This is a genomic window from Propionispora vibrioides (assembly GCF_900110485.1).
GTDB lineage: Bacteria > Bacillota > Negativicutes > Propionisporales > Propionisporaceae > Propionispora > Propionispora vibrioides.
On sequence record NZ_FODY01000022.1, the window covers coordinates 1 to 13640 of the forward strand.

Consider the following 13640-nt stretch of genomic DNA (forward strand, 5'->3'; position numbering starts at 1 on the left):
ATTCACACTGCACATCCTGGCGGATCTTTTTCCGTCTGGCTGCGTCAGCAAAACCTTGAAATAGGGACCGCTATTCCTGCGGTTTTACTTCCTTGCCAGCCGAAAAAATCTCTCGCCAGGCCGGCAGACTCATTAAATCAGCGGTTCCCCAGGGAAATCCCCTTATATAAAATATACCGTGCTTAATTTGGCTTTTGTTGTTTTGTTTTTAGTGTTGGTTTATATTAGTACTGAATTGACAAAAAGGCGGTATAGCTATGGGAATTCGGGATGTATCGGTTAGAAAGAAATTGATGTTTTCCAACTTTATGATGATTTTTATTCCTGTGTTGTTGATATTGCTAATTGGTATGAGCGTAATCGTAGGGCTGCGGCTGACTGGAAATGCGCGGCAAAGCGAAATTTCGCTGTTATGGCCGGAAAGAGGACCGGCTTTGTCCGTTCAATTGGCGGTCAGCTCTTTGCGTGTGCAGGTTGACCGGGCGAAGGGGCTTGATATGCACGAAGTCCTGGAAGCCTGTCAGGCTTTGGAGGCACACGGCATTCAGGTGGCCATCGTGCGTGGCGGCAAGGTTCTTTATATTACGCAAGGCAGTGATGCATCGACAGTCATGGATAAGCTGAGTAATCGTTATACCGGAAGCGGATCGGTTTTTCTTTGGGATGAAGATGGTTTTGCTTTTCGTTATGGATCTTCGAGAAATGATGTTACCGCTGCGGCCGTGGGAAATGTACCATTCCTTGCCCAGGGGGAAAGGGTAGAGTCGACGATTAAAAATATTCTGGAAATCATAGCTCTTGCGGTAATTGGCTTTACCATATTCATCATCGTGGGTACGGGGGTGTTTCTTTCACGCCAATTGTCTAAACAGCTTATAATACCTTTGGAAGAGCTGCGTCGTGCCGCCGGTGAAATAGGACGGGGCAATTTGGATTATGCGCTATCTACGGAGACAAAAGACGAGCTGGGGATTGCTTGCCGCGAGTTTGACCAGATGAGGGTGCAGCTTAAAGCTGCCAGAGAAACACAGGAAAAATATGAGGAAAACCGTAAAGAGCTTATAGTCGGCATATCCCATGATCTTTCTACACCGTTGACTTCTGTCAAGGGGTACGCAAGCGGTCTTATGGATGGGATTGCTAAAACTACCGAGAAGAAAAGGCATTATCTCAATATGATTTATCAGACAGCTTGCAATATGGAGAAGCTGGTAGAAAGCCTGTTTCTATTTTCCAAGCTTGATTTGGGGCGGGTGGAATTTTGTCTGGAGACAGTGCCACTGCATGACTATATAACAGACTATGTAGCTGAAAATGCTGACCGGTTTTTGGCAAGGGGACTGCGGCTGATCGTTCAATCTCATAGCCTGCATTCTCAGGTGCTTATTGATCGCATGCAATTCCAGAGAGTGGTGGAAAATATACTGGAGAACAGCCTGAAATATAAACGAGGTGAAATCGGCAATTTGACGGTTTCTCTTGAGAATGAGGGCGAGCAGCAATTGCGCCTGGAATTTGCTGATGATGGTCCGGGAGTTACGACGCCGGAGTTAGCCAAGCTATTTGACAGTTTTTACCGTACCGATCCGGCACGGACCAATGTCAGCAAGGGAAGCGGTCTGGGGCTGGCAATCGTAAAGCAGATCATTACCACGATGCACGGAAACATTTGGGCGAAAAATGGGAAAAGCGGCGGCCTGACCATATGCATTTTGCTGCCCATTGCCAGGGAGGAACGACATGAAGAAGATTTTGATCATGGAAGATGATATCGGCATCGCCGAATTAGAGCGGGATTATCTGGAGGCAAACGGTTTTGCCGTGGAAATTGCTGCCGACGGAAACCAGGGATTACAAAAGGCGCTGGCTGAAGAGTATGCGCTTATACTGTTGGATATTATGCTGCCTGGACAAGATGGCTTTCAGGTGTGCCGCCGGGTGCGCGAACGCAAGAACACGCCAATTCTTCTGGTATCAGCCCGGCGGGAGGATATTGATAAAATTCGCGGCTTTGGCCTTGGCGCCGATGATTATATTGTGAAGCCGTTCAGCCCGAATGAGTTGGTGGCGCGGGTGAAGGGACATATTGCCCGTTATGAGCGGTTGACTTGCGGAGAAAACTCCGGCGATAAGATACTGCGCTATGCCGGCCTGGAAATCCAATTGGATGCACGCCGTGTTTTTGTTGAGGGAGAAGAAATGACGTTGAAAAACCGGGAGTTTGAGTTGCTGGCATTTTTGGCGGAGAATCCGGGGATTGTCTTTAGCCGGGAAAAGATTTTTGACCGTGTTTGGGGGATGGAGGCCATTGGCGACAATGCCACGGTCATGGTTCATATTAACCGTATTCGTGAAAAAATTGAGCCTGATCCGGCTCATCCGGTCTACATTGAGACGGTTTGGGGGACCGGTTACCGGTTTAATAAATTTTAGATTTTGCATCGATGGTAATGAGAAACGAGCTATTTTGCCAAAGCTTTTAGTTGGCAGATAGCTCGTTTTTTTTGCTTTCGGCAGAGTTTAGTTTCTGGCGAAAATAGTTTTAGGAAATGTTTTTATTCTGTTTAGGAACTGTTTAGCTTTAGTACCTATACTAAAGCTATTCTAGAAAAGAGGTAGAGCTACTATGGAATGGATAGTGACTTTAGATCAAACCATATTGTTTTGGATACAAAATCACTTGGTTAGCAGTGTGCTCAATCCGTATATGATATTTCTTTCGGCGATAGGAAATTCAGGAATTATCTGGATTGTACTGGGTATCGCATTACTGGCGGTAAAAAAATATCGCTGGCTGGGTGTGACCGTTTTGCTGGCACTGGTGATGAGTCTGGTTTTGGGTAACGGCATCTTGAAGCCGCTGGCAGCGCGCTTGCGGCCGTGTACGGTTTTTCCGTGGATGCCTTTGCTGATATCGTTACCGACGGATTATTCTTTTCCCTCAGGACATACTTTCGCCTCCTTTGCAGCAGCGGCAGCAATTTTCTGCCGAAGCAGGAAACTGGGGGCTACAGCTTTTTTACTGGCAACCGGAATCGGGTTTTCCCGGTTGTATTTGTTTGTGCACTATCCCAGTGATGTTCTGGCGGGAGTGCTGCTGGGTACCCTATCAGGTGTGGCTGCTCACAGGCTGAGCAGTCATTTATCGACAGTCCGCTCCTGGCACTGGCAACAGGTATTGCCGAAATCTGTGATTGTTGTGCGTAAAGATGAATTTAATAAGCAATAGATTGGAAAGGAGCGGGGTATGGAACAAGTTACCATGATATTTCTTAATTTTATTGATACGTGGGGCTATCTGGCAGTTGCTGTACTTATGGGATTTGAAAATGCCTGCATTCCCATTCCCAGCGAGCTTATCTTAGGTTTTGCCGGCAAAATGCATTTTACCGGAGCTTTGGTTGCCGGTATGGCCGGTGGTATGGCCGGCTCGGTTTTTGCCTATGCAGTTGGTCACTGTGGCGGACGTTCTTTTGTTCAACATTACGGTAAGTATTTTTTGGTGAAGGAATCCCATGTGGCATTTGCCCAGCGCTGGTTTGATCAATATGGAGTAAAGGCGGTCTTTCTCAGCCGTATGCTGCCGGTTGTGCGTACGTTTATTTCTCTCCCGGCGGGTTTTGCCCATGTGAATGTAAAAAAATTTCTCTTTTATACTTTTATGGGTTCACTGCCCTGGACGGTATTAATGCTTTGGGCGGGTATGATGCTGGGGGAAGGCTGGCGGCTTTTAACTGACATTGGTCATGAAGCAAGTATTGCCTTTATTGGCTTGTCTGTAGTGGTTCTGTCCGTATTATATGTGCGGTATAAACGCTACAGAAATGTCCGGGACGATGGCAGCAGGTAAGGGAATAGACATGATAGGGACAGCTAGAGAGGGGAAGTATGACAACTACAAAAAAACATATATTGATTCTTTTGGCTATAGGTGCGGTTTTGTTTTTCCTTGGCAATTCTTTCATTGCGATCACAGATCCGGTTGAGTCAAATTATACGCTAACCGCGGCGGAAATGTTCGCGTCAGGTGATTATATATCACCACGCATTTACGGTAATTATTGGTATGATAAGCCGGTTTTCTTTTATTGGGAACTCATTGCTGCGTTTAAGGTCTTTGGCGTCAATGAATTTGCTGCCCGCTTTTTTCCGGCTCTTGCCGGAGTTGCCGGCTTGTTTATGGTTTATGGTTTTGCCCGCAGAGTTTACGATGCCAAGACAGGTCTTTTCTCAGCATTGATCCTGGGCACTTCCTTTGAGTATTGGCTTATTTCAAAGACGGTCATTACCGACCTCAGCTTATTTCTCTTTTTCAATGCCGTGCTTGTCTTTTTTTATCTTGCCTATACGAGCCAGCATAAAAATTATTACTATCTTTGTTATTTGTTTGCGGGGTTGGCGGTGCTTACCAAGGGGCCGGTCGGAATTTTACTGCCTGGCTTTATTATAACGGTATTTATTCTCTGGTGTCGTGATTTTGCTGAGATCAAGCATATGAGATGGTTGGGCGGTATGGCAATTTTTCTGCTTGTGGGAGGCGGTTGGTACTATATCATGTATCAACTGCATGGGCAGATTTTTCTCGACACCTTCCTTGGTATTCACAATGTGCTGCGGGCCACAGTGTCGGAGCATCCGAAGTTTAATGTGTGGTATTACTATACGGTTATTTTCTTTCTGGGCTTCTTTCCCTGGTGCTTTAGTCTGCCTATGGTTATTCGGAAATACTGGAAAAAGCGTCAGTGGCCGGTCCTTGATCAGACAACGGTCTTTCTGTTGCTTTGGGCGTTTTTGGTCAACGGATTCTATCAGTGTATGGCAACAAAGTATACGACATACACTCTGCCGGCCTTGATGCCGACTGCTATTTTAGCTGCACGCCTGCTTTACGCACAGGAAAGACTGGTTAAGCGTCTTGTGGCATTCAGTATTTGCTTTTATCTGGCTTTGACATTTTTGGTGGCTGTTCCACTTTGTAATAGCTCTTATTCGGGACGGAATATTGCCGTTGCTTTGCAAGGTCATGTGCAAACCGGGGATATGGTTATCAATTACGGTGATTATAAGGCATCGGTTGTCTTCTACGGGCATAAAACGGTTTATAATCTGGTGCATGCTAATGAGTTGGAAAAGGTTAGACCTAAGGCGATGAGCTGGAGCAGTAAGAATGTGATGCCGTTTATTTCCTTTGAAGAACTTCCTGACAACAAGAATTTGTATATCATCGTGGATAAAAACAAACGCAGTGATTTTGATAAATCATTCAAAACAGACGAGTGGAAAGTGGTTAAAATGTTGCCCGAGGCAACGATATATTACCGACCGGCTCAAGGGTCCGACTAGCTTGAAGACACGCCTTAGCAAAAAAAAATTCCAACATAGGCGGTAGCTGGTTAGACAGATAGTTGCGAATGAAAGGAGGTGAGTGGTATGAACATTAATGCCGTTTCTTCAGCAAATCGCTATTTAACTCTTCAGCGAGCCGCAGCTACGGCTAGAAGCAAAGACAATAACGGCGACTATGATAATGGCACAGGCGGGGATGTTGCTGCAACAGCAAAGGCTCTGCAAGCTGGGCAGCCATCATTGACGGCAAAAAAGCCAGAATCTATATAGTCCTCAATGGTGTTGCCGGAGCGCTGTCGTGGTTATTTAATAGTTCTTATGCTGTGAAGGCCAGTAGGCGGTTTCGGGAGGAAGGTGATGACGAGGCTTATCCCGTTGTTGGTATCCAGGAGCGGTTTATTTTTGACAGGGCCGGCGGAAACGAAGGTGAATGATGCGATAGTCCTGCTATAACAATGATCTGGCGGCGAAGCAAGAATAGAATGGTTTGGCAAAAACCGGAAGAGCGGATTGGACCGTTCTGCCGGCTTTTTTTATGACTGAGAGGTTTTCAGTCTTTTTTCAGAATCTGCTTTTATACTTGGGCTAACCAGAGGAACCGGCAAGCTTTTTATGACGGGCAGCAAGATTTTGCCTGATAACAGCGGTTTCTTAAGCAAGACTGGAAGGGTAGGACAAATATGATGAAATGGGATAGAAAAGCAGAATTGACTATTGTTGTGCTGGTGGCAGCGTTTATTATGTTTTTTCAATTGGGACATTTGCCGCTTTTGGATCCGGATGAACCGGTTTATGCCCAGACGGCAAGGGAGATGCTGCAAACGGGGGACTTCATATCACCCCGGATCTACGGTGATTTTTGGTATGATAAGCCGCCCATGTATTATTGGCTGGTAGCCGGTTCGTTTAAGCTGTTCGGGCAGAGCGAGTTTGCCGCCCGATTTCCCTCGGCCTTGCTGGCCGTTTGTGGCGTACTCCTGGTTTATCGTTTCGGCAAATCAATCTTTGGCCGGCGGGCCGGGCTTATTGCTGCCTTGGTGCTGGCGACCAGTGTGGAATATTTTTACTTGGGCAAGGCGGCTGTAACCGATATTACGTTGACTTTTTTTATGACGGCTTCCTTGTTGCTGTACCTAAAAGGAAGGTACTATCCGGCTTATGCGGCTGCCGGACTGGCGGTTTTAACCAAGGGTCCTGTAGCTATTGTTTTACCGGCAGCCATTGTTCTAGCCCATCTTGTTTGGACAAGGGGCTTTGGGGAGATAAAACGGATCAAACTAGTTAGCGGAACACTATTGATGTTGTTGGTTGCCTCTCCCTGGTATTTGGCCATGTACCATTTTCATGGCATGGACTTTGTAGATACCTTTCTCGGCTTTCATAATGTAACCCGGTTTCTTAAACCGGAACATCCGTCCGGGACGCTTTGGTATTACTATATTCCTGTGCTTTTACTTGGTTTTTTTCCCTGGACAGTGTTTCTTGGCCAAACCGGTAAACGCATCTGGCAGGAACGGAAAGGACTGGTTGGCCGGGAGTTGAGTTGTCTGGCTATCTGGGCGGGAGCGGTGTTTGTTTTTTTCAGCCTGTCGCAGACTAAGTTGATTTCGTATATTTTACCGATGTATCCCCCCTTAGCCCTGCTAACCGGCTGGTATATCGATCATTGCATCTCCCGGGAGGCGGTACAAGGCGTGTTTGGCAAACCGGTTATTTTACTGCTGTTATTCTTTGGTTTGCTGGAAGGTGGGCTTGTTTGGGGAGCCTTGGAGTATCTGCCGGCTCTTGTCCCGGGTGTCGTTCTGACCGGCTTGGTTTTTGGTCTGACTGCTGCCGGCGCCTGGCTGGCGGTGAAACAGGGGCAGGCGATACGGCTTGTTGGAGTGCTTACCGGCGGCATGCTGTTATTTGTTGTTGTTTTGATGACCTGTCTGTTTCCGGCGGCAGCGCCGGCCTTGTCGGTTAAGGATGTGGCCGCTGATTTTAAGGCCCAGTATGACGGGCAGGCGCCGGTCTATGTGGAGAAGTTTCTCCGGCCGGGTTTTGCTTATTATATGGAGCAGCCTGGTGAGGAGCTTACCTCGATCAACCAGGTGCTGGCCGAAATGAAAAATGCGTCAAGGCCAATCTATTTTGTTGTTAAGGAGAAAAATTACCGGAGCTTGCCGCCAGCAGAGCAGCAACAATTGCAGCTTGTTGCGGTAGCGGACAATGTGGTAGTGCTCAGGAAAGAATGAGCGAAGTTGGTGAAACTATGAAAAATATATACCGAGTGCTTCTCTTTATTGCTGTATTTGTGCTATTTGCCAGTTTTGGGCAGCAACTTCCCATTACTGATCCGGTGGAATCCAACTATGTTTTGACGGCCAAGGAAATGCTGACAGCCAATGACTGGCTGTCACCGCGGATTTACGACCATGTATGGTTTGATAAGCCGGCCATGGTTTACTGGCTGCTGAACCTTTCTTTTACGCTCTTTGGTGTGAGCGAATGGGCGGCCCGGCTGGTACCAGCCTTGTTTGGGGCCGGCGGGGTAGTGCTCATGGAATGGTTTGTTTCTCAGGTGGCTTCGCCGCGCCAGGGACTGCTGGCTGCCGGGCTGTTGGCAACTTCTTTCCAATATTTCTTATTGTCGAAGCTGCTGATTACCGATATGATTCTCTTCGTGTTTGCCAATGCGGCAGTGGTGTTTTTTTATTTAAGTTATACGCGACGGGATAAGGCGAGATACCGCTACCTGGGAATGTACCTTTGCATGGCGCTGGCGGTACTAACTAAGGGGCCGGTTGGCCTGGTGCTGCCGGCATTGATTATTGTGCTGTTCCTTGTTTGGGAGCGAAATTGGCCGGAACTGAGAAATCTGCGCCCTTTCTCCGGGGGATTGCTATTTTTGGTGGTAGTACTGCCCTGGTATGGGTATATGTTTTTTGCCTATGGCGATACTTTTTGGAATTCCTTCTTTGGTGTTCATAATTATCTGCGGGCTACAGTGTCGGAACATCCTAAAGATGATGTGTTTTACTATTATATTGTAATATTTTTTGTCAGCACACTGCCGTGGAACGGATTGGCCCTGGGTGGACTGTACGCCGGGGTGAAAAAACTGGGCAAAGACTCTCTGCATACTCTGCTGGCCTTATGGATCTTGCTGTATTTGGTCGTTTATTCCTGCATGGCCACTAAATATCCGACCTATACCTTCCCGCTATTGTTTCCGGTGATTATTCTGGCGGTGCTGTTTGTAACGGAACGGAGAATAAGAAACAGCGTCGCCTGGATACTGGCGCCGTTTGCCCTGGCTTTTGCTGTCTTTCTCGGCGCCAGCTACCCTTTTATCTCTTTTGAGGTTTTTAGCGGACTGGCGGCAGTTAGTCTGGCACTTATTGGTTATACCTGGTGGCGCGGTTGTAAGCGCGGTGCCGAGGCCATGGTTTGGGTCGGTTGTGCCGGAATGCTCTGCTTTTATTTTCTCGTTTCGGTTTTAGTATTACCTGGTGCAGCCCGGGAGCGGTCGGGAAAGGAGCTCGCCGAATTGCTCCGCCCCTATGCCGGCTATACGATCGGCACTTATCAGTTTTATAGTACATCGGCCGTTTTTTATAGTGGCAGCCTTTTGGTAAAAATGCAGTCCCCCGAACAGGATAAGCCTTCGCAAGCGGGACTGAACTGGTCTTTGAAATATACTATGCCGGAAAGTACCTTGCCGGAGTTATACAAGCAAGCTGGACCGGTCCTGGTAGTTGTAACCGCTGATAAGACGAATGATTTTGAACAAGAGGCGAAAGGCTATGCCTATGCTAAAGTGGGTGTTTCCGAAGAGTATTGTTTGTATAAACTGGAAAAGTAATTGAAACAATGGTAGTATGAAAATAAAAACGGAGAATGGCTATGCACATTTTGTTGGCGGAAGATGACCGGCGGCTGGGAAATTTGATCCAGCATATGCTGCAAAAAGAGGGAATGACGGTAGACTGGGTGGTAAGGGGTGATACGGCACTTGAGTATGCAGCCTATTCGCCTTATGATGTCATTATTTTGGACTGGATGATGCCAGGGCAGACGGGATTGGCAGTTTGCGAGCAACTGCGGGAGCAGGGTTATCATCAGGCTATTTTGCTGCTGACCGCCAAGGATGCGGTGGAAGACCGGGTGCTTGGCCTGGATACCGGCGCCGATGATTATCTGGTGAAACCCTTCGAGTTTTCCGAACTGTTGGCGCGTCTGCGGGCGCTTTGCCGGCGAAGTTCTCATCAGCTGAAAGAGGATGTCATCGAGTTTGGCGGACTGGCTCTGGAACGAACCAGCCGGGTGCTGCGCCAGCCTGACGGGAATAAGATTCAGCTTTCCGGCCGGGAATTTCAGATTCTGGACATGCTGCTGCAAAATAAGGGACAGGTTGTGCCCAGGGAGCTGATTCTGGACCGGGTATGGGGCCTGGAGGCGGAGGTCACGTCCAATAATTTGGATGCCTATGTTCGCCTGTTGCGCAAAAAAATCGACCCCAGCGGCGGCAACGGCTTGCTCCAAACGGTACGGGGTATCGGCTATAAACTGGAGGAAGCGTAGATGTTCACCAAGATCAGATGGCGGCTCACTTTTTTGTATTCCGGTTTTATGGGTTTTTTCTTACTGGCCTTTGTGGTGAGCACTTATTTTGGTTTGTCGTGGGTGGTGTATTCAAACGAGAAGGATGAAGTACTGCTGTTTGCCGAGGAGGAAGCCCGTGAGCACGCTGCCGTGATGATGCATGGTGAGCTGCTGCAACAGGCCTTCCAGGATCAGGAGAACCGGGACATGGGTAGAATGTTTGCCTATGCGTTTGATAATACCGGTAAGATGATTACGGCGGAAAAGCCTAATTCTGTCGTTGAAGATGCTGTACTCGACGAAATTGCTCACTGGAATGCGCCGATGGGCGAAGTGGTGCGGTTGCCGGTGGATTTGCCAAATACCGATAAGGATCTACTGATGATGCTGGTAGCCCTGCCGGTCATGCATGGGGAGGAGCAGCTGGGGACGGTGTATGTCGGTCGTGACAGCAGTCAGTACTATCAGCTTTTACAGACGCTGCTGTATATTCTGGTGCTGGTTTCACTGGTGTTTTTGCTGGTTGCCTCGGCCGGCGGCTATATTATGGCTGGCCGGGCGATGATTCCTATAAAAAAATCCTATGAGCGGCAGCGGGATTTTGTGGCTGATGCCTCGCACGAACTAAGGACGCCACTCAGCGTACTGATGGCTTCAGTGGAAGCGGTTCAGGCTGAGCAGCAGAATGAGGAACAGGGTTTTGTACGGCAGGTGCTGGCCGATATGAAGGACGAAATCAGGCGAATGACCAGGCTGATCAGCGATTTGCTGACCCTGGCCCGGGCAGATGCCGCCGTAATCAACCTTTTTAAGGAAAATTTTGACTTAGTGCCACTGGTGGAGCAGGCCGTTCGGGCCATGCAGCACCTGGCGGTGGAGAAGACTATAAAAATTGATTTTAGTGCCGCCGAAACTTCACTGCTTATTTTTGCTGATAAGGAGCGAATTAATCAATTATTGCTGATCCTGCTGGATAACGGAATAAAATATGTGCCAGCCGGCGGCCGGGTAGTGGTCAATTTGGAACGGGCTGCCAAGGCGGAAGAGGTAGTGTTGGGAGTGACCGATAATGGTCCCGGTATTCCCGAGAGTGAGCAGGCGATGATCTTTGAACGGTTTTACCGGATGGATAAGGAACGGTCCCGTGAAATGGGCGGCAGCGGTCTGGGGCTGTCGATCGCCAAATGGATTACCGAGGCTCATGGCGGAACAATTACGGTAAAAAGCCGGCCAGGCCAGGGGGCTTCCTTTATTGTCACACTGCCCCGGGCTTTCTAGGGAATGAACTATCATGGATATATGCCCAAACACAAAAAAAGCAAGCCGATCGAAGTGACCGGCTTGTAAAGTGGGAGAGGAGAAAGTTTAGAAAATCTTCATGCACTACTATTATTGCGCTATTTTGGATGAATTATACATTGTACGAAAAAAATAATAAAAATTTTTCTAGTACCTTGGCCGGAGATCTGGTCAAGGTACTATGGTATAATACGTAACATAAGATGTACGGCGTAAAGGAGAACAGGTATGAAGATTGCGGCCCTGCTGCTTGACTGGTACGATAAAAATGCCCGTGATTTGCCATGGCGGCGGGACAAGGACCCCTATAAAATATGGGTATCGGAAATCATGTTGCAGCAAACCCGGGTGGAAGCGGTCAAAGACTATTACGAGCGCTGGATTGCCCGCTTTCCCACCCCCGGCGAGCTGGCACGGGCCTCGGAGCAGGAGGTGCTGACCTATTGGCAGGGGTTGGGCTATTACAGCCGGGCCAGAAATCTGTTGGCCGGTGTCCGGGAAGTTTGCGCGGATTATGGCGGCAGCATGCCGGAGGAGAAGGAACAGGTTCGGGCGTTACCGGGTGTTGGTGATTATACGGCCGGCGCGATTTTAAGCATTGCCTATAATCGCCGTGTTCCGGCGGTGGATGGCAATGTCCTGCGGATTTTCAGCCGGTTGTTTTGTTTGGAAGAGGATATTTTAAAGGCGCCGGCCAAGCGGGCCGTTTACCGCCTGGTGCAGGAGCAAATAGACCGGGACCGGCCGGGGGATTTTAATCAGGCGTTGATGGATTTGGGAGCCATGATCTGCGTGCCGCAGCGGCCCCGCTGCCCGGAATGTCCGGTCCGGGAGCTGTGTCTGGCTTATGAACGGGGCGTACAGGAGGTACTGCCCGTGCGGTCTCCTAAGAAAGCGCCGGCTAAGGTCAGGCTGGCCGCCGCGCTGCTGGAACAGGACGGCCGCTATCTGATCTGTCAGCGTCCGGCCGCCGGCTTGCTGGCCGGCATGTGGGAGTTCCCCTCGGTAGAGCTTAAGGATGCGTTACCGGAGGCGGACCAACTGCGGAACTGGCTGCAGTCGGTATTTCTTTTGGAGGTCCGGGTAATGGAGGCAGAAAAACAACTGATTCATACCTTTAGCCACCGCCAGTGGCATATGACTTTTTATCGTTGTCGCCTGCTGTCCGCTGCGCCGGAACTGCCGGATAAAGCCCGCTGGTTCAGCTTGAACGACGGGGACCGTCTTCCCTGGGCCGGTCCGCATCACAATGTAGCGGTGGCCTTACGGGGCAATAAAGAATAAAAAAGGAGTTTTCTTTGCAAGATAGCAAAGAAAACTCCTTTTTTAGCCTTAGGGAACCACTGATTTATTCACACTGCACAGCCTGGCGAATCTTCTTCCGTCTGGCTGCGTCAGCTAAACCTTGAAATAGGGACCGCTATTCCTGCGGTTTTACTTCCCTGCCAGCCGAAAAAATCTCTCGCCAGCCTGGCAGGCTTATTAAACCAGCAGTTCCCCTGGGACAGACCACTATAACCAGGAACGGGCGGCTCCGTAAAAAAAACTCCCCAGCATATCGAGACAATAAGCAAGATAGAGCAAGGCAAAATAGACTTGCAAAAAGAACATGCCGGCGGCGATAAAATCACCGGACTGTTCTAGCATTTGATCGGAAGCTTTGATAAGCAGGAACATTTCCGCGATGAAAAAAAGCGGCGCTATCGAATATAAGATGCCGGATAGTGGTGTATGTACCGTGTAGTAGACATAGCCCATCCAGCCGAGATTCATCACGGCCGACAGCAGAAGGGACATGAGCTCGCTTTCCCTGGTAACGAATTCGGCATCCTCCTCCTCGGCGAATGCTTCGCCGGCGGAAGCCGGTGAAAATATGTCAATTACGGTGTTCCAAAGAATAAAGAAAGAGAAAGCAAAAGAAAAAATACTTAACAAACCCATAAATCAGGATGGTCCTTTCTTAGCAGCAAGATGTCGAAGCAAGTATCTTGTTAATGGTATCATAAATTCGAAAATACATAAATAGCTTTCCTGATAAAACGCTGACATGATTTTTTGGTAATAAATCCGTATTATCTTAATATCCGGGCGATTTATCACGATATATATAGTAGAAGGTATTATATGAGCCAAGGAGGGCGAAAATATGATTACCAGAGTTATGGCGATACAACCTGTTCAAAGGATTGACCTGCAATATCGTGATAATGACCGCCGGCAAAATGGCATGGCGGGGAAAAGAAAATCGTCGGGCAGTTTTAAGGACGTGCTGTCCAAATCTGCGGCGCAAAAACCGTCTGCCACAAACTAAGCTCTGTATAAGTGCTTGTCTGGGCTATCTATATTTGCATACAGGTCACCTAACAAAAGCTTTGCCTTAAGGCAAAGCTTTTGTTAGGTATTTGTCA

At 48.5% G+C, this 13640-nt stretch carries 13 protein-coding genes; 12 read left to right on the top strand and 1 reads right to left on the bottom strand.

Annotation, left to right across the window (positions count from 1 at the left end; all coding sequences use genetic code 11):
• The first annotated feature begins 257 nt into the window (after positions 1-257).
• The 11 genes from BMW43_RS15405 (at position 258) to mutY (ending at position 12516) form a co-directional block, all read left to right on the top strand.
• Positions 258-1769, top strand: a complete 1512-nt coding sequence (locus BMW43_RS15405) for a sensor histidine kinase (protein ID WP_091749556.1) — start codon at positions 258-260, stop codon at positions 1767-1769.
• Positions 1741-2433, top strand: coding sequence for a response regulator transcription factor (locus tag BMW43_RS15410; protein WP_091749559.1), 693 nt, complete (start codon positions 1741-1743; stop codon positions 2431-2433). Before BMW43_RS15405 ends, BMW43_RS15410 begins: the two co-directional genes overlap by 29 nt.
• Positions 2434-2626: 193 nt before the next feature.
• Positions 2627-3229, top strand: a complete 603-nt coding sequence (locus BMW43_RS15415) for a phosphatase PAP2 family protein (RefSeq protein ID WP_091749562.1) — start codon at positions 2627-2629, stop codon at positions 3227-3229.
• Positions 3230-3247: 18 nt separating this feature from the next.
• Positions 3248-3850 (top strand): DedA family protein, encoded by a 603-nt coding sequence (locus BMW43_RS15420; protein WP_091749565.1) that lies wholly within the window; start codon positions 3248-3250, stop codon positions 3848-3850.
• A 38-nt stretch (positions 3851-3888) separates the two neighbouring features.
• On the top strand, positions 3889-5343 hold the full coding sequence (locus BMW43_RS15425) for an ArnT family glycosyltransferase (RefSeq protein WP_091749568.1): 1455 nt from the start codon (positions 3889-3891) through the stop codon (positions 5341-5343).
• Positions 5344-5430: 87 nt separating this feature from the next.
• Positions 5431-5616: a hypothetical protein gene (locus BMW43_RS15430; protein WP_091749571.1), complete on the top strand. Its 186-nt coding sequence runs from the start codon at positions 5431-5433 to the stop codon at positions 5614-5616.
• 410 nt (positions 5617-6026) lie between these two features.
• Positions 6027-7583: an ArnT family glycosyltransferase gene (locus tag BMW43_RS15435; RefSeq protein ID WP_245732520.1), complete on the top strand. Its 1557-nt coding sequence runs from the start codon at positions 6027-6029 to the stop codon at positions 7581-7583.
• 17 nt (positions 7584-7600) lie between these two features.
• Positions 7601-9193: an ArnT family glycosyltransferase gene (locus BMW43_RS15440; protein ID WP_177173624.1), complete on the top strand. Its 1593-nt coding sequence runs from the start codon at positions 7601-7603 to the stop codon at positions 9191-9193.
• Positions 9194-9234: 41 nt separating this feature from the next.
• Positions 9235-9912: a response regulator transcription factor gene (locus BMW43_RS15445; protein WP_091749577.1), complete on the top strand. Its 678-nt coding sequence runs from the start codon at positions 9235-9237 to the stop codon at positions 9910-9912.
• Entirely contained in the window at positions 9913-11211 is a 1299-nt protein-coding gene (locus tag BMW43_RS15450) for a sensor histidine kinase (protein ID WP_091749579.1), read from the top strand.
• A gap of 249 nt (positions 11212-11460) precedes the next feature.
• Positions 11461-12516, top strand: coding sequence for an A/G-specific adenine glycosylase (mutY, locus tag BMW43_RS15455; protein ID WP_143050638.1), 1056 nt, complete (start codon positions 11461-11463; stop codon positions 12514-12516).
• Between the two features lie 228 nt (positions 12517-12744).
• Here the strand turns inward: mutY and BMW43_RS15460 are convergent, their stop codons facing one another.
• Positions 12745-13173, bottom strand: coding sequence for a hypothetical protein (locus BMW43_RS15460; protein WP_091749582.1), 429 nt, complete (start codon positions 13171-13173; stop codon positions 12745-12747).
• A gap of 205 nt (positions 13174-13378) precedes the next feature.
• Between BMW43_RS15460 and BMW43_RS21230 the strand changes: the two genes are divergently transcribed.
• Positions 13379-13543, top strand: coding sequence for a hypothetical protein (locus BMW43_RS21230; protein ID WP_177173625.1), 165 nt, complete (start codon positions 13379-13381; stop codon positions 13541-13543).
• Positions 13544-13640 lie beyond the last annotated feature (97 nt).

What these genes read in the sequence shown, in the direction of transcription:
- BMW43_RS15405 (WP_091749556.1), top strand. Translation starts at nt 258, where the DNA reads ATGGGAATTCGGGATGTATCGGTTAGAAAGAAATTGATGTTTTCCAAC.
- BMW43_RS15410 (WP_091749559.1), top strand. Translation starts at nt 1,741, where the DNA reads ATGAAGAAGATTTTGATCATGGAAGATGATATCGGCATCGCCGAATTA.
- BMW43_RS15415 (WP_091749562.1), top strand. Translation starts at nt 2,627, where the DNA reads ATGGAATGGATAGTGACTTTAGATCAAACCATATTGTTTTGGATACAA.
- BMW43_RS15420 (WP_091749565.1), top strand. Translation starts at nt 3,248, where the DNA reads ATGGAACAAGTTACCATGATATTTCTTAATTTTATTGATACGTGGGGC.
- BMW43_RS15425 (WP_091749568.1), top strand. Translation starts at nt 3,889, where the DNA reads ATGACAACTACAAAAAAACATATATTGATTCTTTTGGCTATAGGTGCG.
- BMW43_RS15430 (WP_091749571.1), top strand. Translation starts at nt 5,431, where the DNA reads ATGAACATTAATGCCGTTTCTTCAGCAAATCGCTATTTAACTCTTCAG.
- BMW43_RS15435 (WP_245732520.1), top strand. Translation starts at nt 6,027, where the DNA reads ATGATGAAATGGGATAGAAAAGCAGAATTGACTATTGTTGTGCTGGTG.
- BMW43_RS15440 (WP_177173624.1), top strand. Translation starts at nt 7,601, where the DNA reads ATGAAAAATATATACCGAGTGCTTCTCTTTATTGCTGTATTTGTGCTA.
- BMW43_RS15445 (WP_091749577.1), top strand. Translation starts at nt 9,235, where the DNA reads ATGCACATTTTGTTGGCGGAAGATGACCGGCGGCTGGGAAATTTGATC.
- BMW43_RS15450 (WP_091749579.1), top strand. Translation starts at nt 9,913, where the DNA reads ATGTTCACCAAGATCAGATGGCGGCTCACTTTTTTGTATTCCGGTTTT.
- mutY (WP_143050638.1), top strand. Translation starts at nt 11,461, where the DNA reads ATGAAGATTGCGGCCCTGCTGCTTGACTGGTACGATAAAAATGCCCGT.
- BMW43_RS15460 (WP_091749582.1), bottom strand. Translation starts at nt 13,173, where the DNA reads ATGGGTTTGTTAAGTATTTTTTCTTTTGCTTTCTCTTTCTTTATTCTT.
- BMW43_RS21230 (WP_177173625.1), top strand. Translation starts at nt 13,379, where the DNA reads ATGATTACCAGAGTTATGGCGATACAACCTGTTCAAAGGATTGACCTG.